The sequence below is a fragment of the Streptococcus suis genome, assembly GCF_019856455.1.
Classification (GTDB): Bacteria; Bacillota; Bacilli; order Lactobacillales; family Streptococcaceae; genus Streptococcus; species Streptococcus suis_AE.
The window spans coordinates 1325549-1350472 of sequence record NZ_CP082205.1 but is presented as its reverse complement, the minus strand read 5'-3'; the positions used below and the strand labels follow the sequence as shown (position 1 = coordinate 1350472).

At 38.3% G+C, this 24924-nt stretch carries 16 protein-coding genes and 8 pseudogenes; 22 read left to right on the top strand and 2 right to left on the bottom strand.

All coding sequences use genetic code 11. The annotated features are described in order from the left end of the window. Positions 1 to 14: 14 nt before the first annotated feature. The 6 genes and pseudogenes from pyrF (at position 15) to K6969_RS06525 (ending at position 4803) form a co-directional block, all read left to right on the top strand. Positions 15 to 710, top strand: coding sequence for an orotidine-5'-phosphate decarboxylase (gene pyrF / locus K6969_RS06550; protein ID WP_013730369.1), 696 nt, complete (start codon positions 15 to 17; stop codon positions 708 to 710). After that, positions 703 to 1023, top strand: a pseudogene (locus tag K6969_RS06545) (inorganic diphosphatase); the annotation flags it as partial. The gene pyrF and the pseudogene K6969_RS06545, both read left to right, overlap by 8 nt. Before the next feature lie 144 nt (positions 1024 to 1167). After that, positions 1168 to 1799, top strand: a pseudogene (pyrE, locus tag K6969_RS06540) (orotate phosphoribosyltransferase). A gap of 121 nt (positions 1800 to 1920) precedes the next feature. Beyond that, positions 1921 to 2833: pseudogene (locus K6969_RS06535) on the top strand (glycosyltransferase family 2 protein). A gap of 9 nt (positions 2834 to 2842) precedes the next feature. Then, positions 2843 to 3494: pseudogene (locus tag K6969_RS06530) on the top strand (uracil-DNA glycosylase). Between the two features lie 38 nt (positions 3495 to 3532). Beyond that, positions 3533 to 4803 (top strand): annotated as a pseudogene (locus tag K6969_RS06525) (dihydroorotase). Positions 4804 to 5183: 380 nt separating this feature from the next. Here the strand turns inward: K6969_RS06525 and K6969_RS06520 are convergent. Beyond that, a complete protein-coding gene (locus K6969_RS06520; protein WP_321537503.1) occupies positions 5184 to 6386 on the bottom strand; it encodes an IS110 family transposase in 1203 nt (400 codons plus the stop codon). Positions 6387 to 6765: 379 nt separating this feature from the next. On the opposite strand from K6969_RS06520, the pseudogene nt5e reads away from it, so the two are divergent. From nt5e to K6969_RS06440, 16 genes and pseudogenes are all read left to right on the top strand, one after another. Beyond that, positions 6766 to 8842 (top strand): annotated as a pseudogene (nt5e, locus tag K6969_RS06515) (cell surface ecto-5'-nucleotidase Nt5e). 51 nt (positions 8843 to 8893) lie between these two features. Beyond that, a pseudogene (locus K6969_RS06510) lies at positions 8894 to 9535 on the top strand (Maf family protein). 51 nt (positions 9536 to 9586) lie between these two features. Next, positions 9587 to 10075, top strand: coding sequence for a YkgJ family cysteine cluster protein (locus K6969_RS06505; RefSeq protein ID WP_002936504.1), 489 nt, complete (start codon positions 9587 to 9589; stop codon positions 10073 to 10075). 443 nt (positions 10076 to 10518) lie between these two features. Continuing rightward, positions 10519 to 11724 (top strand): DUF1576 domain-containing protein, encoded by a 1206-nt coding sequence (locus K6969_RS06500; protein WP_321537341.1) that lies wholly within the window; start codon positions 10519 to 10521, stop codon positions 11722 to 11724. A 171-nt stretch (positions 11725 to 11895) separates the two neighbouring features. Then, a complete protein-coding gene (locus K6969_RS06495) occupies positions 11896 to 12171 on the top strand; it encodes a hypothetical protein (protein WP_321537502.1) in 276 nt (91 codons plus the stop codon). Then, complete coding sequence (locus tag K6969_RS06490; RefSeq protein ID WP_321537340.1) at positions 12158 to 12490, top strand: SIS domain-containing protein; 333 nt, start codon at positions 12158 to 12160, stop codon at positions 12488 to 12490. Before K6969_RS06495 ends, K6969_RS06490 begins: the two co-directional genes overlap by 14 nt. Positions 12491 to 12785: 295 nt before the next feature. Beyond that, the gene (locus tag K6969_RS06485; protein WP_014638960.1) at positions 12786 to 13514 is read left to right on the top strand and encodes an N-acetylmannosamine-6-phosphate 2-epimerase; all 729 of its coding nucleotides are present in this window, start codon (positions 12786 to 12788) and stop codon (positions 13512 to 13514) included. A 14-nt stretch (positions 13515 to 13528) separates the two neighbouring features. Next, a complete protein-coding gene (locus K6969_RS06480; RefSeq protein WP_171943051.1) occupies positions 13529 to 13978 on the top strand; it encodes a YhcH/YjgK/YiaL family protein in 450 nt (149 codons plus the stop codon). 20 nt (positions 13979 to 13998) lie between these two features. Beyond that, entirely contained in the window at positions 13999 to 15354 is a 1356-nt protein-coding gene (locus K6969_RS06475; RefSeq protein WP_014638958.1) for an ABC transporter substrate-binding protein, read from the top strand. 59 nt (positions 15355 to 15413) lie between these two features. Then, positions 15414 to 16298, top strand: coding sequence for a carbohydrate ABC transporter permease (locus K6969_RS06470; RefSeq protein WP_002939509.1), 885 nt, complete (start codon positions 15414 to 15416; stop codon positions 16296 to 16298). Next, positions 16298 to 17131: a carbohydrate ABC transporter permease gene (locus K6969_RS06465; protein WP_014638956.1), complete on the top strand. Its 834-nt coding sequence runs from the start codon at positions 16298 to 16300 to the stop codon at positions 17129 to 17131. The genes K6969_RS06470 and K6969_RS06465 overlap by 1 nt, the downstream gene beginning before the upstream one ends. A gap of 11 nt (positions 17132 to 17142) precedes the next feature. Beyond that, positions 17143 to 19239 (top strand): sialidase family protein, encoded by a 2097-nt coding sequence (locus tag K6969_RS06460; protein WP_002939496.1) that lies wholly within the window; start codon positions 17143 to 17145, stop codon positions 19237 to 19239. 16 nt (positions 19240 to 19255) lie between these two features. Next, positions 19256 to 20359, top strand: coding sequence for a Gfo/Idh/MocA family protein (locus tag K6969_RS06455; RefSeq protein WP_002939494.1), 1104 nt, complete (start codon positions 19256 to 19258; stop codon positions 20357 to 20359). 71 nt (positions 20360 to 20430) lie between these two features. Further along, positions 20431 to 21351 carry a dihydrodipicolinate synthase family protein gene (locus K6969_RS06450; protein WP_002939492.1) on the top strand — a complete coding sequence of 307 codons (921 nt, stop codon included), beginning with the start codon at positions 20431 to 20433 and terminating at the stop codon, positions 21349 to 21351. 12 nt (positions 21352 to 21363) lie between these two features. Next, positions 21364 to 22269 (top strand): ROK family protein, encoded by a 906-nt coding sequence (locus K6969_RS06445; RefSeq protein WP_029174237.1) that lies wholly within the window; start codon positions 21364 to 21366, stop codon positions 22267 to 22269. Continuing rightward, a pseudogene (locus tag K6969_RS06440) lies at positions 22262 to 23222 on the top strand (acetylxylan esterase). Before K6969_RS06445 ends, K6969_RS06440 begins: the two are co-directional and overlap by 8 nt. Before the next feature lie 308 nt (positions 23223 to 23530). Here K6969_RS06440 and K6969_RS06435 read toward each other — a convergent pair. Beyond that, a protein-coding gene (locus K6969_RS06435) for a transposase (RefSeq protein ID WP_321537339.1) occupies positions 23531 to 24860 on the bottom strand; the annotation gives its coding sequence in 2 pieces (ribosomal slippage) (positions 23531 to 23854 and positions 23856 to 24860; 1329 coding nt in all). Between the last annotated feature and the right edge of the window lie 64 nt (positions 24861 to 24924).

The following is a 24924-nucleotide window of genomic DNA, read 5'->3' as shown; positions in this document are numbered from 1 at the left end:
AATGAAAGGATTTTATGAAAGAAACAAGACCAATTATTGCCCTTGACTTTGCAGGTAAAGAAGAAGTCCAGTCTTTTCTGGAACAGTTCCCACCAGATGAGAAACTCTATGTAAAGGTTGGAATGGAGTTGTATTATGCGGAGGGACCAGGTATTATCAATTATTTGAAAGGCTGCGGTCACAGTATTTTTCTAGATTTGAAACTGCATGATATTCCTAATACCGTCGAGTCTGCTATGAAAGTCTTGGCAAAACTCGGTGTGGATATGACCAACGTTCACGCTGCTGGTGGTGTTGAGATGATGCGGGCCGCACGAAGGGGATTGGGTAAGGATGCTGTTTTAATAGCAGTCACTCAGTTGACCTCTACCTCAGAAGAGCAGATGAGAACGGACCAGAATATACAGACTAGTTTGCAGGAAGCGGTTGTTCACTATGCTCAAAGAGCACAAGAAGCTGGTCTTGATGGGGTGGTTTGTTCAGCGCATGAGGTGGCTTTGATTAAAGATGCTACGAGTTCTGATTTTGTGTGCCTGACGCCAGGAATTCGTCCGACTGGCGGTGAAGTAGGCGATCAGAAACGAGTTATGACACCAGCAGATGCTGCTCGAATCGGTAGTGATTATATCGTAGTAGGTCGCCCGATTACAAAATCAGAACATCCTTACCAGACCTATTTGTCTATTAAAGAGGAGTGGAATCGTGGATAAGGTTTATCAGGTTATAATCGATAGACCTATCGGGTATATTGATAAATTTGGCAACCAGTACCCCATCAATTACGGCTATGTTCCAAATCTATTGGCTGGAGATGGTGAAGAGCAAGATGTTTACATCATTTCCAAAGCTGTCCGGCAGCCCTTGACAGCTTTCGAGGGGAAATTGGTCGCGATTATCCATCGCAGAGATGATGTCGAGGATAAGTGGGCCCTGACAGGTCTTGATGAAAAACTTACCGTGACAGAAATAAAAGAGAAAACCAATTTCATTGAACAGTATTTTGATTCATGGATTGAAATGGTGGGACTAAGAGAAGTCTGTAAGAATTCAACAGGGATAAATATAGTTTTTTGTAGGGTTCATAGATTGAACCAGTACTTTAGGAGTGACAGGCTATTCGGAGGGATGGTCATGTTGGAATGGTACGCATTTAGAAGGAGGTCTATTATGACACTAGCAACAGAAATCGCATCACACTTATTGGATATTAAGGCAGTTCATCTGCGTCCAGAAAAGCCATTTACATGGGCATCAGGTATCAAATCCCCTATCTATACAGATAATCGTATTACACTATCTTATCCTGAAACTCGAAATTTGATTGAAGATGGCTTTGTCCAACGCATTGAAGAAGAATTTTTCTGAGGTTGAGGTGATTGCCGGAACTGCCACAGCAGGTATTCCACATGGTGCTATCATTGCAGATCGGATGAATTTGCCATTTGCTTATATCCGTAGCAAACCAAAAGATCATGGTGCAGGGAATCAATTAGAGGGTCGCATCGTCAAGGGACAAAAATGGTTGTCGTTGAAGACCTAATTTCTACTGGAGGGTCTGTTCTAGATGCCGTAGCAGCAGCTGAGCGTGAAGGCGCTGACGTTATTGGTGTTGTGGCAATCTTTACTTATGATTGCCAAAGGCAGATCGTAATTTTGATAATGCTGGCGTGAAATTGGTGACGCTTAGCAATTATTCAGAGTTAATCAAGGTCGCAAAAGTACAGGGATATATCAATGCAGATGGTTTGAATCTGCTTAAAAAGTTCCGTCAAAATCAAGAAACTTGGCAGGAAGACTAGATTTAAAACGAGCCCACGCACGATTTCTGGGAACTTATCCTGTAAAATGGTATAATAGTCTCTAACGTATTTTGAGAATACAATAATTGACCGTATGAGGAGAAGAACATGATTTCAGTTCGTGCCTTGTTTTAATGAAGAAGAGGCAATTCCCTATTTTTACGATGCTATGGAGAAAGTTCGTAAGGAAATGGGGGAACAATTTGAGTATATTTTTGTCAATGATGGTTCAAAGGATAGGACACTAAAGGTTTTACGCCAATTGTCTGGTCAAGACCGAGCTGTTCGCTATCTTTCCTTTTCAAGGAATTTCGGGAAAGAAGCTGCTCTCTATGCAGGTCTACAAGCTGCGCAAGGTGAGCTAGTGACCGTCATGGATGTTGATTTACAAGATCCACCTGAAATGTTGATGGAAATGAAGGCTATGTTGGATGGAAATCCAGATTTAGATTGCGTTGGAACCCGTCGTGTCAGTCGAGATGGTGAGCCACCGATTCGTAGCTTTTTTGCAAAATTATTCTACAAATTGATGAATAAAATCAGCCAGGTCGAGGTAGTAGACGGTGCCCGTGATTTCCGTATCATGCGTCGTCACATGGTAGATGCCATTCTATCTGTGTCTGAATACAATCGCTTTTCAAAAGGAATTTTTGCTTGGGTAGGATTCGAAACAGAATACTTGCCCTATGAAAATGTTGAGAGGGTCGCTGGCGAAACTAGTTGGTCTTTCTGGAAATTGCTTTCTTATTCTATTGAAGGAATCATCAATTTTTCAGATACACCTTTGAATATTGCCTCCTATACAGGTTTCTTCACCTTCCTATTGTCGCTAGTTCTAATGGTCTTTGTGGTTTTTCAAAACCTTGGTGTTCGGAGATCCTACAATTGGCTGGCCGTCGACTATTTGTATCATCCTATTTTTGGGAGGTCTGCAGTTGATGACCATTGGTATTCTCGGTAAATATTTGGCAAAAGTTTTCTTGGAAACGAAGAAACGTCCGATTTATATTGTTAAAGAGAAAAGTTCAAACTAGGAGCAGTTTATGGAACATTCAGCTTGGCACGAATTGATAAAGGCACAGTTGCCAGAGCATTATTTTGGTAAAATTAATCAGTTTTTTAGATCATGTTTATACTGGTGGAACCATTTATCCGCCTCGTGAGAAGGTATTTGCTGCATTCAAACAACGGATTTGGAAGAGGTTAAAGTAGTTATTTTGGGACAGGATCCCTATCACGGACCTGGTCAGGCACAGGGCTTGTCATTTTCTGTTCCGAACTCGGTACCAGCTCCGCCATCTCTTCAAAACATCTTAAAAGAATTGACGGATGATATTGGCGTCAAGCAAGATCATGATTTGACAGCATGGGCAGAACAAGGGGTTCTCTTACTCAACGCCTGTTTGACTGTGCCAGCTGGTCAGGCAAATGGACATGCAGGCAAATCTGGGAGCCTTTTACGGACGCTGTTATTAAGGTGGTCAATAGCTTAGACCAGCCTGTTGTCTATATTTTTGGGGTGCTTATGCTCGCAAGAAAAAGGCGTTGATAACCAATCCAAAACATCTGGTTATCGAATCTGCTCATCCAAGCCCACTGTCAGCCTACCGAGGATTTTTCGGAAGTAAGCCATTTTCAAAAGCAAATGCCTACTTGACTTCACAAGGCAGAACAGGAATTGATTGGCTGCGATAGTAGATGGTAATGGCTTGGTACTACAAAGGAGAATATGAATGTTATTAGTGAAAAATGGTCGAGTATTGGATCCGCAATCTGGTTTAGACAAGGTTTGCGACATCTTGATGGACGGAAGTAAGATTGTTAAGATTGCGGAGTCTATTTCAGAAGATGTTGAGCAAGAAGTGATTGATGCGACAGGATTAGTCGTTGCTCCTGGTTTGGTCGATGTTCATGTGCATTTTCGGGAGCCAGGTCAGACCCATAAAGAAGATATTCATACAGGAGCTCTTTCTGCAGCAGCGGGTGGTTTTACTTCTGTTGTCATGATGGCTAACACTAATCCGACGATTTCAAATGTTGAAACCTTAAAAGGAGTATTGGATTCCGCTAAAAAAGAAGCCATCCATATTTATAGTGTGGCAACCATTACAGATCATTTCGATGGGCAAAACCTGACCGATTTTCCTGCTTTGTTAGAAGCTGGAGCGGTGGCTTTTTCGGACGACGGTATTCCTTTGACAAATGCTGGCGTGGTTAGAAAAGCTATGAAATTAGCCAAAGAGCAAGGCTGTCTCATCAGTCTGCATGAAGAAGACCCTGACCTGAATGGTGTCTTGGGACTCAACGAGCAAGTAGCTGAAAAACATTTTCATGTTTGTGGAGCAACTGGCGTAGCAGAATACAGTATGGTCGCTCGCGATGTCATGATTGCCTATGAAATGGGTGCGCGTGTTCATATCCAGCATCTTTCCAAAGCCGAGTCGGTCAAGGTGGTTGAATTGTTCAAGGTCTCGGAGCAAACGTCACGGCAGAAGTCGCACCCCAACATTTTTCACGAACTGAGGACTTACTTCTAACAAAAGGTGCCAATGCTAAAATGAATCCGCCATTACGCTTGGGAAGTGACAGATTAGCGGTTATTGAGGGATTGAAATCTGGTGTTATCTCTGTCATTGCGACGGACCATGCTCCTCATCACGCAGATGAGAAAAATGTAGAGGATCTTACGCAAGCTCCTTCAGGAATGACAGGCTTGGAAACCTCGCTTTCACTTGGTTTGACGCATCTGGTGGAAGAAGGGCATCTGACACTCGTGCAATTGTTGGAGAAAATGACTATTAATCCAGCCAAGCTCTATGGTCTTGATGCTGGCTATCTTGCTGAAAATGGCCCAGCTGATCTTGTTATTTTTGACCCAAATGCAAATCGGTTGGTCACAGCGGATTTTGCCTCGAAGTCTGCTAATTCTCCGTTTGTTGGTGATAGTCTGAAAGGACAGGTCCTTTACACCATTGCAAATGGACAAATAGTATTTGGTAAATAGGAAATGGAGGCTGGGCAAAAAGCTTAACCTCGCTTCTCAGGGTTCGTGTCAACATCTCAGCGCAGTGGTTGATTGGGTTTAACAGTCCAGTGGACTGTTAAAGGTTGGAGATAGGATTTGCGAAGCAAATCTCAGCAATTCGTGTTTTACACTCCAAATCTGACCTAATCAACTGTGCGGGGGCGGGAAGACGAACTCTTTTTCTACCATTTGTCAAGCCTATCAAGGTATTTGATGAAAAATATATCGAGTTCAATAGTCAAAATAAAGAAATTGTTTTCTTTTGGACTAAAGTTACGTGTAAAAAAGGGTACACGAAATTAACACCTTATGTTGAAAATTTTTTGATAAGGTGTTACAATAATATAGCATAAACAATTTTACTGATTTTGGGTTAAAGTGTAATCGTAAAGTTTGTTATGCGTTATGAGGTAATACATTGTCCGAATGAGACGATGTATGGAGGCAATCGTGTGTGGCTTCGTAGAAGTCGTTTGCGATTGTCTTTTTCGTTTCTCATAAAAGTCGGCGATATGGCAAGGCTTGGTGTGACTGGCTGAAGCGATATTGTGAATACATTTGAACAGAATCTTTCTAGCGTAGGGATTGCCACGCTTGGTAATGTGTTCCTTAGCGAGGAAGTTGCCAGATTCATAGTGTCTCAGATCAATACCGATAAAGGCATTGATTTGGTTGGCAGACTGAAAACGGCGAATATCTCCCAGTTCACCAATAATACTTGTTGCAGTAGTCTCAGCTATTCCAGGAATAGAGAGCAGAATGTCATATTCAGGTAATGGCTGAGCTAGTTCCACCATTTGGTCTAGGACAGTTTGTCTCTGTTCAGAAAGCCGAAGCAATTCTTTTCCATAGTAACGAACCTCTTCCAGCATTGGAGAGGTTTTCTTGACGGCACAATAAGATTGATTAGCTAGTGCTATCAGCTTCTCAGCTAAATACGCCACACGCTTGTCAGAAATCCGTTTTGAGGTGGACTGACGAATGCTCTCTAAGAGTTCGTCCTTGCTTAAATCAAGCACGAAGTCCTTGTAAGGAAACGCAGTAACTAAGTTCCAGTATTGTTCCCCAGTTGGCTTTGATAAGACAGTCTCTATCTCTGGAAACGTGACTTGCAAGACCTTGTGCAGACGGTTTTTAGCTCGAACGATGTCCTCAGTTAAGTTCTGATAGAAGCGACTTAAATCTCGCAGTTCTTGATAGACTTCTTCTTGGACATAAGTGGGTTTACGATTCAGCACAAATTGAGATTGAGCCAGTTTTTCAGCGTCAATTTGATCTGTTTTCCTCACACGCAAGCTATCCAGTTGCTTCTTAGCTTCTAAGGGATTAAGCCTTGTATAAGCATAGCCATTATCTTCTAGAAAAGTTTGGAGACGGCGAGAATAGACACCTGTTGCTTCAAAGATGATTTCTGGTTTATGGACGGTTCTCAAATCGCCAAGTAGCCGAGCAAAGCCGATGGCGTCATTGGACATGGTATAGCCATGAACTTTCTCACCATTGACTAGAATGGCCACTTCTGAACTTGCCTTACTCACATCAATCCCAAAAACTGCACGCATGATATTACCTCTTTGTCTTGAATGATTCCTTGTTTTAGTGATGTCATTTTCAATACTCGACGTCTGGCGTCCCACATACTTTGATAACATTCTTTCTAAAACAGGTGTCTTGCCAGTTTTTGATGCGACGTCTAGCGTCAAAAGAGTTCTCGACTTAACAAGACACCTCTACTTTATCATTTTGAGAATGAAAAAAGTAGTGAGTACTCTCTCCCGTCGGAGATTTCCTCACTACTAATCTTAGTATGTTTTTGACCAGTCGAGTTCTTTCCCGCTCCCTTATTTCGAACCTTTTTGACATGTAAGCGATTTTAATGTTTTTGTTTTTGGTAAAAAGTGTATAATAGAGATATAAAAAATGTCGAAGAAAGGTCTATTTATGAAAAAGAAAAAAATCTTGTTGCCTGTAATGTCCACACTCTTGTTAGCTCCATTTGTTTTAGCTCAACAAGTACAAGCTGCTGAGACAACGACTGCAGCTACCACAACCAATCAGCCAGCAACGTCAGTTGAAAATGTAGCAACGGAGGAAACTGTTGTTCTGCTGCGGAAGAAACAGTAGAGGCAGTCATTATCCACAAACGACGTTCACGGTCGCATTCTTGAAGAAAAGAATGTCATCGGTGACGCTAAGGCTGCAGCAGTCATTGAAGAAGAACGTGCCAAAGTAGAAAATACAATTGTAGTAGATGCTGGATGCCTTCCAAGGACTTCCAATTTCCAACTCTACAAAAGGTGAAGACCGCGCCAATATCATGAACCAAGTCGGCTATGATGCAATGGCTGTTGGTAACCATGAATTTGACTTTGGGATGGATCAAGCAATCAAGTACAAGGAAACTTTGAACTTCCCGCTATTGAGTGCTAACACTTACGTTAATGGTGCTCGTGTTTTTGAAGCTTCGACTATCGTCGATAAAACTCCAACTGTTGTAGGCGATGAATTTGTAGTTATCGGTGTAACAACACCTGAGACTGCTACAAAAACCCATCCTAAAAATGTTGAGGGAGTAATATTTACCGACCCAGTCATAGAAGTCAATAAAGTGATTGACGAAGTGGAAGCACGTGCTCTAGCAGATAATCGTGTTTACAAGAACTATATCATTCTAGCTCACCTAGGTGTCGATTCTACAACACCTGTTGAATGGAGAGGTTCAACTCTTGCTGAAGCACTTTCTAAAAATAGCAAATTAGCTGGTAAACGTGTTATTGTTATCGACGGTCATTCCCACACGGTAGAAGCGACTACCTATGGAGATAACGTTACTTATAATCAAACAGGCTCTTACTTGAACAATATCGGTAAAGTAACCTTGAAATCCGATAAATTATTGGGTGAAGCTGGTTTGATTTCTACCGCGGATACTAAAAACGTGACGCCAAATGCTAAAATCGCAGCCTTGGTTGATGAAATTAAAGCAAAATATGAAGCTGAAAATGCTCAAGTAGTTATCGAAAATAACCCAGTGGAATTAAACGGAGACCGCTCAAACGTGCGTGTTCGTGAAACCAACTTGGGGAATGCAGTGACGGATGCGATCTATGCCTATGGTCAAACAGGATTTTCAAACAAAACTAGCCTTGCTGTGACTAACGGTGGTCTACGTGCAACAATTGCTAAAGATCAGCCTGTTACAAAAGGTGATATTATTGCAGTTTTGCCATTTGGTAACATTGTTTCTCAAATCACTGTGACTGGTCAGCAAATTTATGATATGTTTACCAAGTCTTTATCATCTACATTGCAAGTGAATCCAGAAACTGGCGAGATGCTTTTAGATGAAAATGGTATGCCACTCTTTGAAGCTAGTGGCGGATTCCTACACATTTCAGGAGCAAACGTATTCTACGATCCAACTCTTCCTGTAGAAGAACGTGTTCTTCGTATCGGTATTCTTAATCCAGAGACTGGCGAATATGACGCCTTGGATCTTGAAAAAAACTACTATTTAGCAACAAATGACTTCCTTGCTGCTGGTGGTGATGGCTACACAATGCTTGGTGGAGCACGTGAAGAAGGTCCTTCAATGGACAGCGTCTTTGCTGAATATCTAAAGACAGCTGACTTATCAGCTTATGAGGTTGTCAACCCATATTCACGTATCATTCCTGTAAATTCAAGCATTGATACGGATGAAGATGGCTACCCAGACTTTATCGAAATTTTATTGGATACTGATCCAGAAAATCCAGCCTCAAATCCAGAAACTGTTCCAGCCGAAAATACGGATTCACCATCTAATCAAGTACAAAATACTTCAGCAACGGACAAGAAGGCCCCAGTTGATTCTCCGAAAGTAGGAGATAAAAAACCAGAAGTAGCAAGTCCAGTAAAAACTACAAAAGCAGGAGTCTTGCCAAATACTGGTGATCAGATGAATCTGACGCTCAGCCTGTTTGGTTTAGGTCTTGCAGGACTGGCCATGGCAGTAGGTCGTAGAAAAGAAAATTAATCAATCTTCTGAAAACAGGGTCTTCGGACTCTGTTTTTGACTGGAGGAAACATGCAAACTGTATTTCAATATCAAAAAGAGGGGATCGTGAGCAGATTAGTTCTTACGTTCTGCTTAGTAACTCCCCGCGTCGTAAACAATTATTGGGATTTTTACAACCACAAATTGCATCAGTGAAGTGGATGAGCGTGGTATCGAAAAACATTTTATGAAACAATTCGCTACAGATGATTTTCTCACTCGAGCTGCAAAAACCTGTTGTGAAATTTCCAAAGCCAAATCGGACATGGATTTGGTAACTGGTCATTTCTACATTTCTGCGGATACAATCGTCGTGTCAGATGGGCAAATTTTTAACAAGCCTCAAGATTTGACAGAAGCTGAAACCATGTTACGTTCCTATTTTGGAAAGAGTCATCACGTTGTAACATCTGTCTGCCTACGGACAAGTCACTCACTGGATGTTTTTTATACGGTTGCACAGATTGATTTTGTCGACTATTATCCCTTGAAGAGGTTATTCAATCATATATCCGTGAAAAGCAGCCGCTCGACAAGGCAGGTGTATACGGTATTCAGGAGCTGGATCCACGCTTTGTGGCGGGCATTTCAGGGGATATTTACACCATTATTGGTCTACCTGTAGCCGAAGTTTCCCGCAGGATTTTTTCTGAAGAAGGTTTTGAAAAATAGCAGAGCTCAATAGCTAGTTTGTGGTATAATAGTGGTCGAAAAGGAGAGTTTATGACCGTCGACATTGAAAGATACAAGCAATTGGCCCAGCAGAAGCAAGGAGAACATCGAAAATTTCTAGCAAATTTGAAGAAAAAAGCACCTAAAAATTTGGATAGAATTGTTCAAGATATTCATGCCGAAGTATTTTCTGAAATCGACTGTACAGAGTGTGCCAACTGTTGTAAAACGTTGGGACCACTCTTTACAGAAGCAGATATTACCCGAATTGCCAAGCATTTACGCATGAAACTTCCAGTTTTTGAGGATATGTATTTGCGTGTGGATGAGGACGGAGATAAGGTATTTCAATCCATGCCCTGTCCCTTCCTTGGAGGCGATAATCTATGTAGTATCTATGACGCTCGTCCCAAAGCCTGTCGAGAATTTCCGCATACTGACCGCAAGAAGATTTATCAAATCAATAATTTAACAATAAAAAATACTCTGATTTGTCCCGCAGCCTATCTCTTTGTCGAAAAGTTACGGGAGAGAATTTAAGAGGAACAAGTAAGACAAAATATTGATTTTCTGCTATAATAATAAAAAAACAAGCCGTTTTTACGGCTTCAGAACGTAGACAAACTCCTAAAAATATAAAAACTTGAAGAAGTTTGCGAAAGATAGCAAGTTATTAAACTCTTAGAAACATTGATATTTCGGCGTTTCTGAGAGTTTTTAATTTTCAACATAAAGAAAAAAGATTGAAAAAAATTGTCCAAAATGGGCTTTTTCTTCAATCTGAGCAGAGCCAAAGGCGTCTGCTTCGTTAATTTTATCGTAAGTGGGTACTCACTTACTGTGCTTGCTACAAGAGTTTAAAGTTGTAGAGCGGTAAGCTAATTACATTGTATCACAACTAGTTTATTATTGCACGTTGTTGCTTTTTTTTTTTTGCATGCTATCATAATATCATAAGTGAAATTATGCTGTATGGAGGAATAATGTTTACAGATAAAAGATATTACATTGTTTTTCTGTTTATATATACATTGATATTTTCAATGTTAATGCCGGATAGTAGATATTTTTTCGATAATATTAGTCTCCTTTTAGGTGAGCAAACGTATTTAATTCATGATTTCTTAGAAACTGCTGGACTATCAGTTACTTTTTTTAATGTCGCTATGCATTTCTTGATTGTGTATTTTTTGTTAAAAGTATATGGTAAAACTAATGTTACTGGTCTAGAATTTGCAGCATTAGGTACATTTATTGGCCACGCTTTTTTTGGCACGCATTATCTAAATGTTTTACCAATTATTTTTGGCGGGCTTGTATATGTTTCAATAAGCCGTGATAGAGAGAAGTCTTCTCAACCTGTAATATTGTTCGCGACAGGAACAGCACCGTTGGTTAGTTATTTAGCATTAGGAACAGGTCATACACTAGATAATTTTATCATTTCGAGTTTGTTAGGTTTTGTATTGGGATTTTTATCATTACCGCTCGCAGAACATTTCCATGATTTTCATAAGGGATTTTCACTTTACAATTTTGGTTTTACTACAGGTATAATTTCTATGATTGCATTGTTAATATTAGAGTATTTTGGTGTAGGACCTCCCCCGGTAAAAATTGTTCTTTCTGAATTTTCAGTATACCCTATTGTATATTTCTTAGGTATATTGCTATTTCTTGTTATCTATCTGTTTGTTCACAGAAAGAAAATACGTTATAAAAATTTTAAAAGTTTGACAAATAGTAAGAAGAATGCTCCGAATGATTACTTGGAAAGATTCGGTTTGTTAACAACTTTGTTGAATATGTTTATAAATGGTTCCATTTATTTATTAATATTGATTTTGGTTAGTGGTCATCTTTCGGGTCCAATATTAGGAGGGTTGATAAATTTATTGGGTTTCAGTGCTTTTGGAAAAAATATTAAAAATTGTTACCCAATTTCAATAGGGATATTTATAGGAGCATTTTTATCTCAAATCCAGTTGTCTGATTTACAATTTCAACTTGCATTACTTTTCAGCTGTGGTCTTGCTCCAATTTCAAGTAAATATGGAAAAAAATATGGAATAATAGCCGGCTTGATTCATTTGAATATGGTAATAATAACTTTTTGGCTACATAAAGGTTTATCACTGTATAATAATGGATTTTCTACGGTAATAGTTGCAGCAGTTTTATTCCAATAATCGAAGTTTTTGAAGATATTTTTTAGAATAATGAAGGAGTTTGTATGGTTCAATCGATAAATATATTAGAGGTAATTAAAAATAATTATGAAATCATGAGTAACTCCGAAAAAATTATAGCATTATTTTTTTAATGAATCTCACTATGATGAAGATTTGTCAGCAGAACGAATGACAAAATTGCTGTATGTATCAAAGTCGGCATTAACAAGATTTGCAAAAAAGTGCGGTTTTTCAGGGTATAGAGAGTTTGTATTCGAATTTCAATTTAGTCAGAAATATTTAACTAAGACCTATAGCTCGTTTCAAGATATTACGACAAAAATATTTTTTGAATATAACGAATTGATGGAGAAAACCAAGAGCATCATATCGGAAATACAATTGGAATCAATTGCAAATATGATAGATGAAGCTAAACGGGTATATTTCTATGGTGAGGAGTAGTGGCTTTGTTGCTAGTGAAGCACATTTAAGATTTATGCGACTTGGAGTTGCATGCGAAGCAGTAACTGAACCTGACCTAATGAATTGGACAAATGGAACTTTGGATGACACTTGTTTAGTATTTGGTTTCTCATTATCGGGTCAAACGAAAACAGTAATAAATGCATTAGCAGTTGCTCATTCAAAAGGAGCAAAAACTGTTTTACTTTCATCAGAGAAAAATTATTTGACTAGATTCTCTGAGCATGTACAAATTGCAAATGAGAGACATCTAAATTATGGAACAAGAATATCACCTCAATTTCCTTTATGTTATTAGGATATCATTTATGCATATTTTAAACGCAACGACAGTGGGCAAAAAGAAAAAATCTATAAAGAATCACTAGAATCTATTGGTAATTCTGAAAAACACAATGTTTAACAATTAGAGATTAACAAGAAACTGATGTACTCCAAACATCAGTTTTTTTATACTTTGAAACTAATTTCAATAATTTGACAATATAGATATATTTTTTGAAACTTGTACCGATGTTAATATAGGTTGTTTACAAACAAAGTGTTATTTTGTAGAATGAAAATGTAAGCGGATACATAAAAAGGAGGTCTTTATGTTTGATAAAAAAGATAGAAAGGAAATGTTAAAGAAAAAAATAAAAGGAGGCGTAATAGTTTCTTGTCAAGCACTACCGCATGAACCCCTATATTCAGAAGATGGTGGAATTATGCCACTAATGGCAAAAGCGGCTGAACAAGCTGGAGCTGTGGGAATTCGAGCAAATAGTGTGAGAGATATTAAAGAAATTAAGGTGGTTACCTCACTTCCAATTATTGGAATTATCAAAAGAGATTATCCTCCTACAGAACCATTTATTACAGCAACTATGAAGGAGGTTGATGAATTAGCAGAATTAGACATTGACGTAATTGCATTGGATTGTACAAAACGTGAAAGAGTTGGTGGAGAAATTTTAGAGGATTTCCTTTCAAAAATAACAGAAAAGTATCCTAATCAAATGTTTATGGCAGATATAAGTACCTTTGAAGAAGGTTTGACTGCTGCAGCTTGTGGTATTGATTTTATCGGAACAACCTTATCTGGTTACACAGCATACAGTCCTAAGATTGACGGACCTGATTTGAAATTGGTAAAAGATTTAGTAGATGCAGGTTTAGATGTGATTGCAGAAGGAAAAATTCACACCATCGAAGATGCTTTGAGTGTTGCGAAGCTAAATCCAGCTGGCATTGTCATTGGAGGAGCGATAACTAGACCAAAAGAAATTGCACAGCGTTTTATACAAGCAGTAGAGGGTATTTGTAAAGAGACTAAATATTAGTTAAAGGAGGGAATATGATAATTACGAATATCTCTGATTTAGCCACATACAAGTGTTTGAATCCACATTTTGATAAATTGGTAAAATATGTTGAAGAAACTGATTTACTGAATTTGCCTGAAGGTAATATTGATATCGATGGTGATAACCTATTTGGTAATTGCTTTACATATATAGCAGACGGAAAACCAGGGGAATTTTTTGAAACTCATAAAAAATATTTAGACATTCACTTGGTTGTAAGTAATGTAGAGGCTATGGCGACGTCATCAAGAAGTAGTACTCAAGTGACTCATCCATATGATTCAGAAAATGATATAGAGTTATTTGAAGGTGAAATTGAACAAATTGTGAAGTTGGATGCTGGAACATGCTTGATTACGTTTCCCCAGGATTTACATCAGCCAAAGGTGGGAATCAATGAATTTCCAGTTAAAAAAATAGTATTTAAAGTTCATTTATAAAAAATTAGGAGGAATATAAAATGAGCAAACTATCCAAATTTATAAAGTATACAGGTTTGTTTTTAACTACAATTGGGTTAGCAGCCTGTGCAAGTGGATCGACTGATACAGAAAAAACTGCAACGAGTGATTCTGGAGAATTGTCGGGCGAAATTGTTATGTGGCATTCTTTCACCCAGGGGCCACGATTGGAAAGTATCCAAAAATCAGCTGATGAATTTATGGAACAAAATCCAAAAGTAAAAATTAAAATTGAAACTTTTTCTTGGGGTGACTTCTATACAAAATGGACTACTGGTTTAGCTAACGGTAATGTTCCGGATATTAGTACAGCTCTTCCAGGACACGTAATGGAGATGATAAACTCTGATGCGATTCTTCCACTTAATGATACGATTGATCATATTGGTAAGGAACGTTTCAATGAGACAGCCCTGAATGAAGCGAAAATTGGAGATGAATACTATTCTATTCCACTTTACTCACACGCACAAGTTATGTGGGTTCGGACTGACTTACTTAAAGAAAACAATATCGAAGTGCCAAAAACATGGGACGAATTATATGAAGCGAGTAAAAAATTGACCAAAGATGATGTCTATGGAATTTCAGTCCCATTTGGAACAAATGACTTGATGGGTACACGCTTCTTGAATTTCTATGTTCGCAGTGGTGGGGGAAGCCTGATTACTGATGATTTAAAAGTTGACCTAACAAGCGATTTGGCTCAAGAAGGAATTAAATATTGGGTAAAGATGTTTAATGAAATTTCCCCTAAAGATGCATTAAACTTCAACGTATTGCAACAAGCAACCCTCTTCTATCAAGGTAAGACAGCCTTCGACTTCAACTCTGGATTCCATATTGGAGGTGTTGAAGCTAACAGCCCACATTTATTAGATTCAATTGATGCTTATCCAATGCCAAAAATCAATGAATCAGATGAAACTCACGGTATTGAAACTTCAAATATTCCAATGGTTGTTTGGAAAAATTCAAAACATCCAGAAGTTGCTAAAGCTTTCCTTGAATATTTGTATCAAGATGACAACTATTTGGAGTTCCTTGATTCTACACCTGTAGGAATGTTGCCTTCAATCAGTGGTATTACAGATCTTCCAGGATATAAAGAAAATGAAACTCGTCAAAAATTCCAACATGCAGAAGAAGTTATCTTAGACGCAGTTAAATCAGGTACAGCAATTGGTTATGAAAATAAACCAAGTGTGCAAGCTGGTTTGTTAACTAACCAACACATCATTGAACAAATGTTCCAAGAAATTGTCTCAAATGGGAAAGACCCAATGGAAGCAGCTAAAGATGCGGAAAAACAATTAAACGATATATTTGAATCAGTAGCTGTAGAAATTGAGTAATTTGTTTGGGGATAATTAGAGATAATTATCTCCAAACCATTAATTGAAGGGAGTAAAATATGGTCAAAGATAGAAATTTGACTAGATGGATTTTTGTACTTCCGGCAATGATTATAGTTGGTTTACTATTTGTTTATCCCTTTTTCTCAAGTATTTACTATAGTTTCACTAACAAACATTTAATCATGCCGAATTACAAGTTCGTAGGTTTTGATAACTATGTAAAAGTACTATCAGATCCAAATTTCTTTAATGCCTTCTTTAATTCATTGAAATGGACGATATTCTCCTTAACTGGACAAGTACTAGTTGGATTTGGTTTAGCGTTGGCATTACATAGAGTAAAACGATTTAAAAAGTTATATCGGACATTGCTCATCATTCCATGGGCTTTTCCTACGATTGTCATTGCATTTTCATGGCAATGGATTTTGAATGGTGTATATGGCTATTTACCGAATATGATTGTTAAACTTGGTTTGATGGACATGGCGCCATCGTTCTTGGCAGACAGTACCTGGGCATTTATTTGTTTGGTATTCATCAATATTTGGTTTGGTGCACCAATGATTATGGTCAATGTTTTATCTGCTCTTCAAACTGTTCCACAGGAACAATTTGAAGCAGCAAGAATTGATGGAGCATCAACATTTCAAGTTTTTAGATACATTACATTCCCACATATCAAAGTGGTTGTAGGGTTATTGGTTGTTTTAAGAACAGTTTGGATTTTCAATAACTTTGACCTTATCTATCTAATTACTGGTGGTGGACCTTCCAACTCAACAATGACTCTGCCTATCTTCGCATATAACTTAGGTTGGGGAACAAAATTATTAGGTCGAGCATCAGCTGTCACTGTTTTATTATTTATCTTCTTATTGGCAGTTTGTTTTGTATATTTTGGAATTATCAGTAAATGGGAAAAGGAAGGTGGTAAATAATGAAGAAGAAAAACGGACTTCTATTAGACATTTTTTCTCATCTTTTCTTGGCCAGTGCGACGATTATCGCAATTTTTCCTCTGGTTTGGATTATTATTTCTTCAATCAAAGGTAAGGGAGAATTAACACAATTTCCAACTAGATTTTGGCCACAAACATTTACATTTGATTATTTTACACATGTAATTAATGATTTAAATTTTATTACAAATATTCGTAACTCATTATTACTTGCATTATCAGCAACGGTAGTTGCAACCATTATATCTTCAATGGCTGCATATGGTATTGTACGCTTTTTCCCAAAATTGGGAGCGATCATGTCACGCTTGCTGGTAACGACTTATATCTTCCCGCCAATTCTACTTGCAATTCCATACTCAATTGCAATTGCTAAGGCAGGTTTGACAAATAGTTTATTTGGCTTAATGCTAATTTATCTTTCGTTTAGTGTGCCATATGCTGTTTGGTTATTAGTTGGATTCTTTCAAACTGTTCCAATTGGTATAGAAGAAGCGGCAAGGATTGATGGAGCAAATAAATTTGTAACATTCTATAAAGTTGTATTGCCAATTGTGGCTCCAGGTATTGTTGCAACTGCGATTTATACATTTATCAATGCTTGGAATGAATTTTTATATGCGCTGATTATGATAAATGATACAAGTAAAATGACAGTCGCTGTAGCATTGCGGTCATTAAATGGTTCTGAAATTCTTGATTGGGGAGACATGATGGCAGCATCTGTCATTGTAGTACTTCCATCAATCATTTTCTTCTCAATTATTCAAAATAAGATTGCTAGTGGATTAAGTGAAGGTTCTGTGAAATAAAGAGGTAAAGAATGAAAAATAATAAGTTAATTTCAATGTTTGGTATTATCCTTTTATCAACTACATTATTAACATCTGTTTCGACAATAGTTGTTCAATCAGAAGAAAGTAATATTTCAGTGGTGGAAAATTCAAATGAATTCCATTCTGGTAATTATGTTTTAAACAATAAAGGTATAGACATTACTTCTGAGGCATTTGATAAAATTAGTGGAGAAACTCAGAGTGTAGTCTTAAAATTTAAATCGAACACACCAAATCAATTACAAGCTCTATTCGGAGCATCTAATAGTAAAGCAGGTTTTAGAAATAATTATTTCTCAATATTTATGAGAGATACCGGAGAGATTGGAATAGAGGTTCGAGATCAACAAAGAGGCATTAATTATCTATTTAGCCGCCCAGCGTCAATTTGGGGAATACATAAAGGAGAGCCAGTTGAAAATACAGTTGTATTTATAGCTGATTCAACTGCAAAGACATATACAGTTTATGTGAATGGTACGAAAATTATTTCAGAGACTGTTAATAATTTTCTTCCAATTTCAGGTATTGGGGGACTTGATAATGTAAGTGTTGGTAGCGTGAATAGAGAAGGACGCGATGCATATACTATGAACGGTCAAGTTAGCCAGCTTTCAATCTATAATCGTATATTATCTGATGAAGAAATTCAGGGTAAGGTTGGTCAGTTACCGTATAGTTACATTTTTAGATCTGGTGATGCTACTAATGCCAATTACTTCCGTATTCCAACATTGTATACATTGAGTAATGGGAGAGTATTATCAAGTATTGATGCTCGATATGGTGGCACACATGATTCTAAAAGCAAGATTAATATTGCTACCTCGTATAGTGATGATAACGGGCAGAATTGGTCGACTCCACAATTGACATTGAAATTTGATGATTATGCTGAGGAGCTATTGACTTGGCCAAGAGCGACAGGCTTAAGAGACGCACAAATAAATGGTAGTGCATCATTTATTGACTCTGCTTTAGTAGAAGACCGGACAACTGGCAATGTAATTATGTTAGCAGATGCTATGCCGTTTGGCATTGGAAATGGAAACGCTAATCGGAACGACTCAGGATATAAAGAGATTGAAGGTAAATATTACCTGAAATTGAAAAAAGAGGGAGATGCAGACTATAATTATTCGGTTCGTGAAGACGGTGTTATTTATGAGGATACTGGGAATACACCGACAAATTATAGATTAAACGACAGATATGAAGTTTTTGAAGCAGATAAGCCATTAACGGTAGAACAGTACTCTGTTAGTTACGATAATGGTAGCTTGCAAGAGTTTCATAATGGCAAGCATGTTCCTATGAATGTGTTTTATAAGGATTCTTTATTTAAAGTAGCAAGAACGAATTACTTAGGTTACACCATTAGTAAAGATAAAGGCGAAACCTGGAGCAACTTTAAATTGTTTCCTCCGTTCTTAGGAATTAATCATAACGCGCCATACTTTAGTCCAGGACAAGGATTATCGCTATCAAACAGTAGTCGTACAATATTTGCCACCTATACTCGTGGTGAGTTAACATACTTAATTACTGATGATGGAGGGTTAAACTGGAAAAAATCTTCTGCACCAGTTCCTTTCAAAAACGCAACTGCTGAAGCACAGATGGTCGAACTTAGAGAAGGTGTGATTCGTACATTCTTTAGAACAACAACTGGCAAAATTGCTTATATGACAAGCTATGATTCAGGAGAATCATGGTCGGATGTATTCTACTTAGATCATATTGTTCAAACAAACTATGGAACTCAAGTAACAGCAATTAAATATTCTAAAAAAATTGATGGAAAAGATGCAATTATTCTGTCAACACCAAATAATTCTTCTGGTCGTAGAACTGGTCAAATTTGGATAGGCTTGATTAATAGTGATGATACTGTAGAGTGGAAGTATTCTTACAATGTTGATTTACCAAAATTTGGTTATTCATATTCAGCAATTACAGAATTACCAAACGGCCATCTAGGGTTATTATTTGAAAAATATGATTCATGGTCAAGAAATGAGTTGCATTTGTCGGACGTAGTGCAGTATGTAGATTTAGAAATTTCAGATATCATTAATAATTAAGAAAGAGGGAAATTAAATGATTAGATATGGTGTAGTAGGAACAGGTTATTTTGGTGCAGAATTGGCACGATATTTGAAACTTAATGATGGAGCTATCATCACAAAAGTTTATGATCCAGAAAATGCTGGTCCGATTGCTGAAGAGTTAGGAGCAGTAGAAGTAAGCTCTCTTGACGACCTCGTTTCAAGTGAAGACGTGGACTGTGTTATCGTTGCAACGCCAAACTACCTCCATAAAGAGCCAGTTATTAAAGCTGCAAGGAATGGGAAGCATGTATTCTGTGAAAAACCAATTGCCTTGAATTTTGAAGATTGTAAGGAGATGGTGGAGACTTGTAAAGAATGTGGTGTTACATTCATGGCAGGACATATCATGAACTTCTTTAATGGCGTACAGCATGCCAAAAAATTGATTAGCGAAGGAGCAATTGGTGATATTTTATATGTTCACACTGCTCGTAATGGATGGGAAGAAATGCAGGAGACAGTTTCATGGAAGAAAATTCGTGAGAAATCCGGTGGACATCTATACCATCATATTCATGAATTGGATTGTGTACAATTTATCATGGGTGGACTACCTGAAACCGTTACTATGATTGGAGGTAATGTGGCCCACGTCGGAGAGAACTTTGGTGATGAAGATGATATGATTATTGTAAATATGGAATTCCCAGGAAAACGATTTGCAGTTTTAGAATGGGGATCAGCATATCATTGGGGTGAACATTATGTTCTAATTCAAGGTACAAAAGGGGCAATCAAACTAGATATGTTTAACACGAAAGGTACTTTGAAAGTGAATGGTCAAGAGACTCATTTCTTGGTGCATGAGTCCCAAGAAGAGGATGACGATCGTACTAGAATTTATTATAGTACAGAAATGGATGGTGCTATTGCTTATGGTAAACCTGGCAAACGTACACCAATGTGGCTAGCCTCGATTATCAATAAAGAAATGAAATTCCTTCATGAAATCATGGAAGGCGGATCTGTATCTGACGAATATAAGAAATTACTTACTGGAGAAGCTGCGTTGGAAGCTATTGCCTCAGCAGATGCTTGTACCCTTTCTCTAAATGAAGATAGAAAAGTTAAGCTCTCAGAAATCATTAAGTAATAATATTGATAGGGCTTGCAGTTATGCTAGCCCTATTCACTTTAAAAAATAAAAGAATAGGAAGTAAAAAAATGTCTCATTTAGAAAAATACAAAGGAATTATCCCAGCATTTTATGCCTGTTACGGCGAAAATGGAGAAATTGATTCGGACCGTGTCAAGGCTCTGACCCGTTACTTTATTGACAAGGGTGTGAAAGGTCTTTATGTCAATGGTTCGTCTGGTGAATGCATCTACCAGAGTGTGGCAGACCGCAAGCAGGTCCTTGAGGCAGTCATGGAAGAGGCGCGTGGTAAATTGACCATTATTAACCATGTGGCCTGCAACAATCTCAAGGACAGTCAAGAATTGGCCCGTCACTCTGAAGAATTGGGTGTTGATGCCATTGCAGCTATTCCGCCGATCTATTTCCGCCTACCAGAGTACGGCATCGCTGACTACTGGAACGGCATCAGCAGTGCTGCACCAAATACGGACTTCATGATTTACAACATTCCGCAGTTGGCTGGTGTGGCTTTGACGCCAAGCCTCTACAAGGAAATGCTGAAGAATCCTCGTGTCATCGGGGTGAAAAATTCATCCATGCCAGTGCAAGACATTGACACCTTTATCAACATTGCTGGTCCAGACTACATTGTCTTCAATGGTCCAGATGAGCAATTCTTGGGCGGTCGTCTCATGGGAGCTGGCGGTGGTATCGGTGGGACCTACGGTTCTATGCCGGAACTCTTTCTGGCCCTATATGATTTGATTGCTAAGAAAGAATTGGAAAAAGCCCGTGAACTCCAGGCTGAAATCAATCGAATTATTACAAAACTCTGCTCTGGTCACGGTCACATGTACGCTGTCATCAAGGAAGTTCTCCGTATCAATGAAGGCCTGGACATCGGATCTGTTCGGGAACCCCTGTCTTCACTAAATGAGGCGGATTTGGCCATTGCCAAGGAAGCGGCGGACATGATTGTGCAGGCTAAGGCGACCTTTATCGGCTAATGGAGGTAACCTATGACACGCTATTTAGCAGTAGATATAGGAGGTACCCAGATTAAGTATGGCCTGGTTGACCAGGCAGGGCAGCTCCTAGAGCAGCATAAAATGGATACCCAGGCTCATCTGGGTGGTCCGCATATCCTTGCGACGGTTAAGGATTTGGTTGGAAAATACAAGGAAAGCTCAGGCATTGATGGTGTAGCCATCTCCTCAGCAGGCATGGTCGACCATGAGAAGGGGGAAATCTTCTACTCCGGTCCACAAATTCCTAACTACGCTGGAACAAAATTTAAGGCTGTAATCGAGGCAACATTTGGTCTGCCTTGTGAAATGGAAAATGATGTCAACTGTGCTGGCCTGGCTGAAGGGATTTCTGGAGCAGGTAAAGATGCTAAAATTGTACTATGTTTAACCGTTGGCACAGGCATCGGTGGCTGTCTGTTAATAAACAAGGAAATATATCATGGATTTAGTAATGCGGCCTGTGAAGTAGGCTATATTCCACTGGCTGAAGGGGAGTTCCAAAGTATTGCTTCTACAAAAGCCTTGGTCAGTTATGTAGCTGAATTACATGAAGATTCAGAAGGCGAATGGGATGGTTTCAGGGTCTTTGCAGAAGCAAAGGCTGGAAATAGAATTTGTCAAGCAGCAATACATCGGTTGGTTGATACATTATGTAAAGGCATAGCTTCGATTTGTTATGTTGTCAATCCAGAAGTAATAGTTCTTGGTGGGGGCATTATGGGGCAAAAAGAATATTTAGAACCAAAACTGCAAATGTCATTAAAACAACATCTTCTTCCCCATCTTTCTGAAAAAACAAAATTACTATTTGCGGAACATGAAAATGCGGCCGGTATGTTAGGCGCATTCTATCATTTTATTCAAAAACATCCATTAGATAAGGTGAGTTATGATTGAAACGATGTCACTAGAACAAATGAAACAATATTATGGGAGACAGGAAAAACCCGATGATATTGATAAATTCTGGTCAGATGCTATAGCATCTGTAGAACATCCAATTTCCTATGAATTATTTGAAAGAGACTGTACTACTGATGTAATAAAAACATATGAATTGTATTTTGAAGGAACGGACTTTTCTAAAGTATATGCAAAATGTTTATTTCCGAAAACGGATAAGAAAATTCCTGTCATATTTCATTTCCATGGATACCAGGGTCAAAGTAGGGAGTGGTCTGAACTTTTAAAATTTGTTGCAGTTGGCTATGGTGTAATTGCGATGGATGTTCGAGGTCAGGCTGGCAAATCTCAAGATTTTGGGCGTTTTGAAGGAACAACTGCTAAAGGACAAGTAATTAGGGGAATGATTGAGGGACCATCAAAGTTATTCTTTAAAGATGTATATTTGGATGTTTACCGCTTGGTTGAGATTGTTTCGGCATTTGACTTTGTTGAAAGCACACATCTCTTTGCATATGGTGCATCTCAAGGTGGAGCATTAGCTTTGGTGGCAGCGGCATTAAATCCTAAAATTTCTAAAGTTATGACTGTATATCCATTTTTAAGTGACTTTAAAAGGGTCTTAGAACTTGGTAACAACTCAGAAGCTTACGATGAATTGTTCAGATACTTCAAATTTACGGATCCGTTTCATGAAACTGAAGAAGACATATTACATACTTTATCGTATATAGATGTAAAAAATTTAGCCCATAGAATAAGTTGTCCTGTAGGTTTTGTTACAGGGCTAGAAGATGAAGTATGTCCACCATCAACACAATTTGCTATTTTTAACAGATTAAATTGTGAAAAAAAACATGCAGATTGTTCCAGAATATGGTCATGAGCAATTTTTTGTAAAAGTTAATGATTATATTTTTGAATGGCTATTAGGAATTAGATTATAGTATCTTTAATTTCGGCATTAAATTTTTGAACTTAATTCGCCTCTTAAATAATTATCACAAAGCAATTATATTTATTAGTGATATTTATGTGTGCTTTGCAGCTCAAAGAACTTGCATAATACATGGGGGATTACTTGGTAAGGAAATAATAATTTTTAATGGCTCTTTGTCAACTGTAGTGGGTAGACGAAAAGCTAACACCTAGAGGCTGGGCAAAAAGCCCAGGACCACCACTCAGAGTTCGTGTCAACATCTCAGCGCAGTGGTTGATTGGCGGATTTGTTCGTGTTTTACACTCCAAATCTGGCCTAATCAACTGTGCGGGGGTGGGAAGACGAACTCTTTTTATCTTGGTCGAGTTCTTTCCCACTCCCATTTTTGATGTTTAAAGCAATATATATCTTTGTTTTAAAGTTCGTAAAGTTCCTAAACCCGAAAGCCTGCCTCTTGATGTCTTTGATGAGTTTATTGGTCGCTTCCAGTTTAGCGTTGGAATATGGAAGCTCCATGGCGTTCGTGATGTACGTTTTATACTTTAGAAAAGTTTTAAAGGCAGGATTGACAAGATTCAGATTGTCCTCTAGAATCTCGAAGAAATAGTTCGAGTTCTTCTCTTGGAAATGGAAGAGGAGGGATCTGATAGAGTTCGTAATAGAATTTCAGTTCCTCAGAGAAATTCAATGTCTTTTGGACAACCTCTCTCGGTGTTACTGTTTGGCCAAAAGTGCGGGAATAGAAGCGATTTCGAGACAGTTTTCGACTATCTTTTTGGAGAATACGCCAGTGATTTTTCATGGATCGATAAGGTAGGGAACGCGTATCGAAAGTCTTCATAATATCAATTCTAGTCGTCATCATAGCACGGCTCAGGTGTTGGATAATGTGAAATCTATCAAGGACAATTTTAGCTTTTGGGAGTGAAACAGTCTGGGAATAGACTGTTTCAGCCTGAGCCGAGAAATTGGAGAGCGAAGGGGCTAGCCAATTTGTAGTAGGCGCTAAACATAGCATGGTCACTACCTCGACAGTTTCTCTGACCGCCCTAGTATACTTGTAGAAATAGTTTTTGATTGTGCTTTGGCGGTTATTGTCAAGAATGGTCACAATCGAACTCGTCTCAAAATCCTGAGCAATAAAGGCGAGTTTTCCCTTGTTCCGACTAAATTCATCCCATCTTAAGACTTTTGGTAATTTCGTAAAATCATGCTCAAATTGAAACTGAGCCAGTTTCCTCTGGACGACCGACACGGAGATGTGTAGTCTCCTAGCGATGGCTATATTGGTCATGTTTTCTGTATGGAGTTGTGTGATTTTCTCCCAAATAGGTTGGGAAATCTGACAGTTTTTCTTGACTAGATCTGTCTCAGCTACAGTCACTTTTTGGCAAGATTTGCATTGAAACCGCCGTTTCTTAAGCAAGAGGAGGGTCGGAAAGCCCTGACAATCCAAAATCGGAATCTTTGATGACTTTTGAAAGTCGTACTTGATACACTTTCCTTGGCAATGAGGACAACGAGGACTGCCGTAATCCAGCTTTGCCCTGATTTCTAGATGGGTCTGATGTTTCAAAACGAAGAGAATTTTGATGTTTTTGCCTTTGATTCCAATTAGTTCTGTGGTATGATGAAGTAGTTCCATATGAGTCTTTCTAATGTGAGTGTGGTTGCTTTTCATTATAGGTCATATGGGACTTTTTGTATAT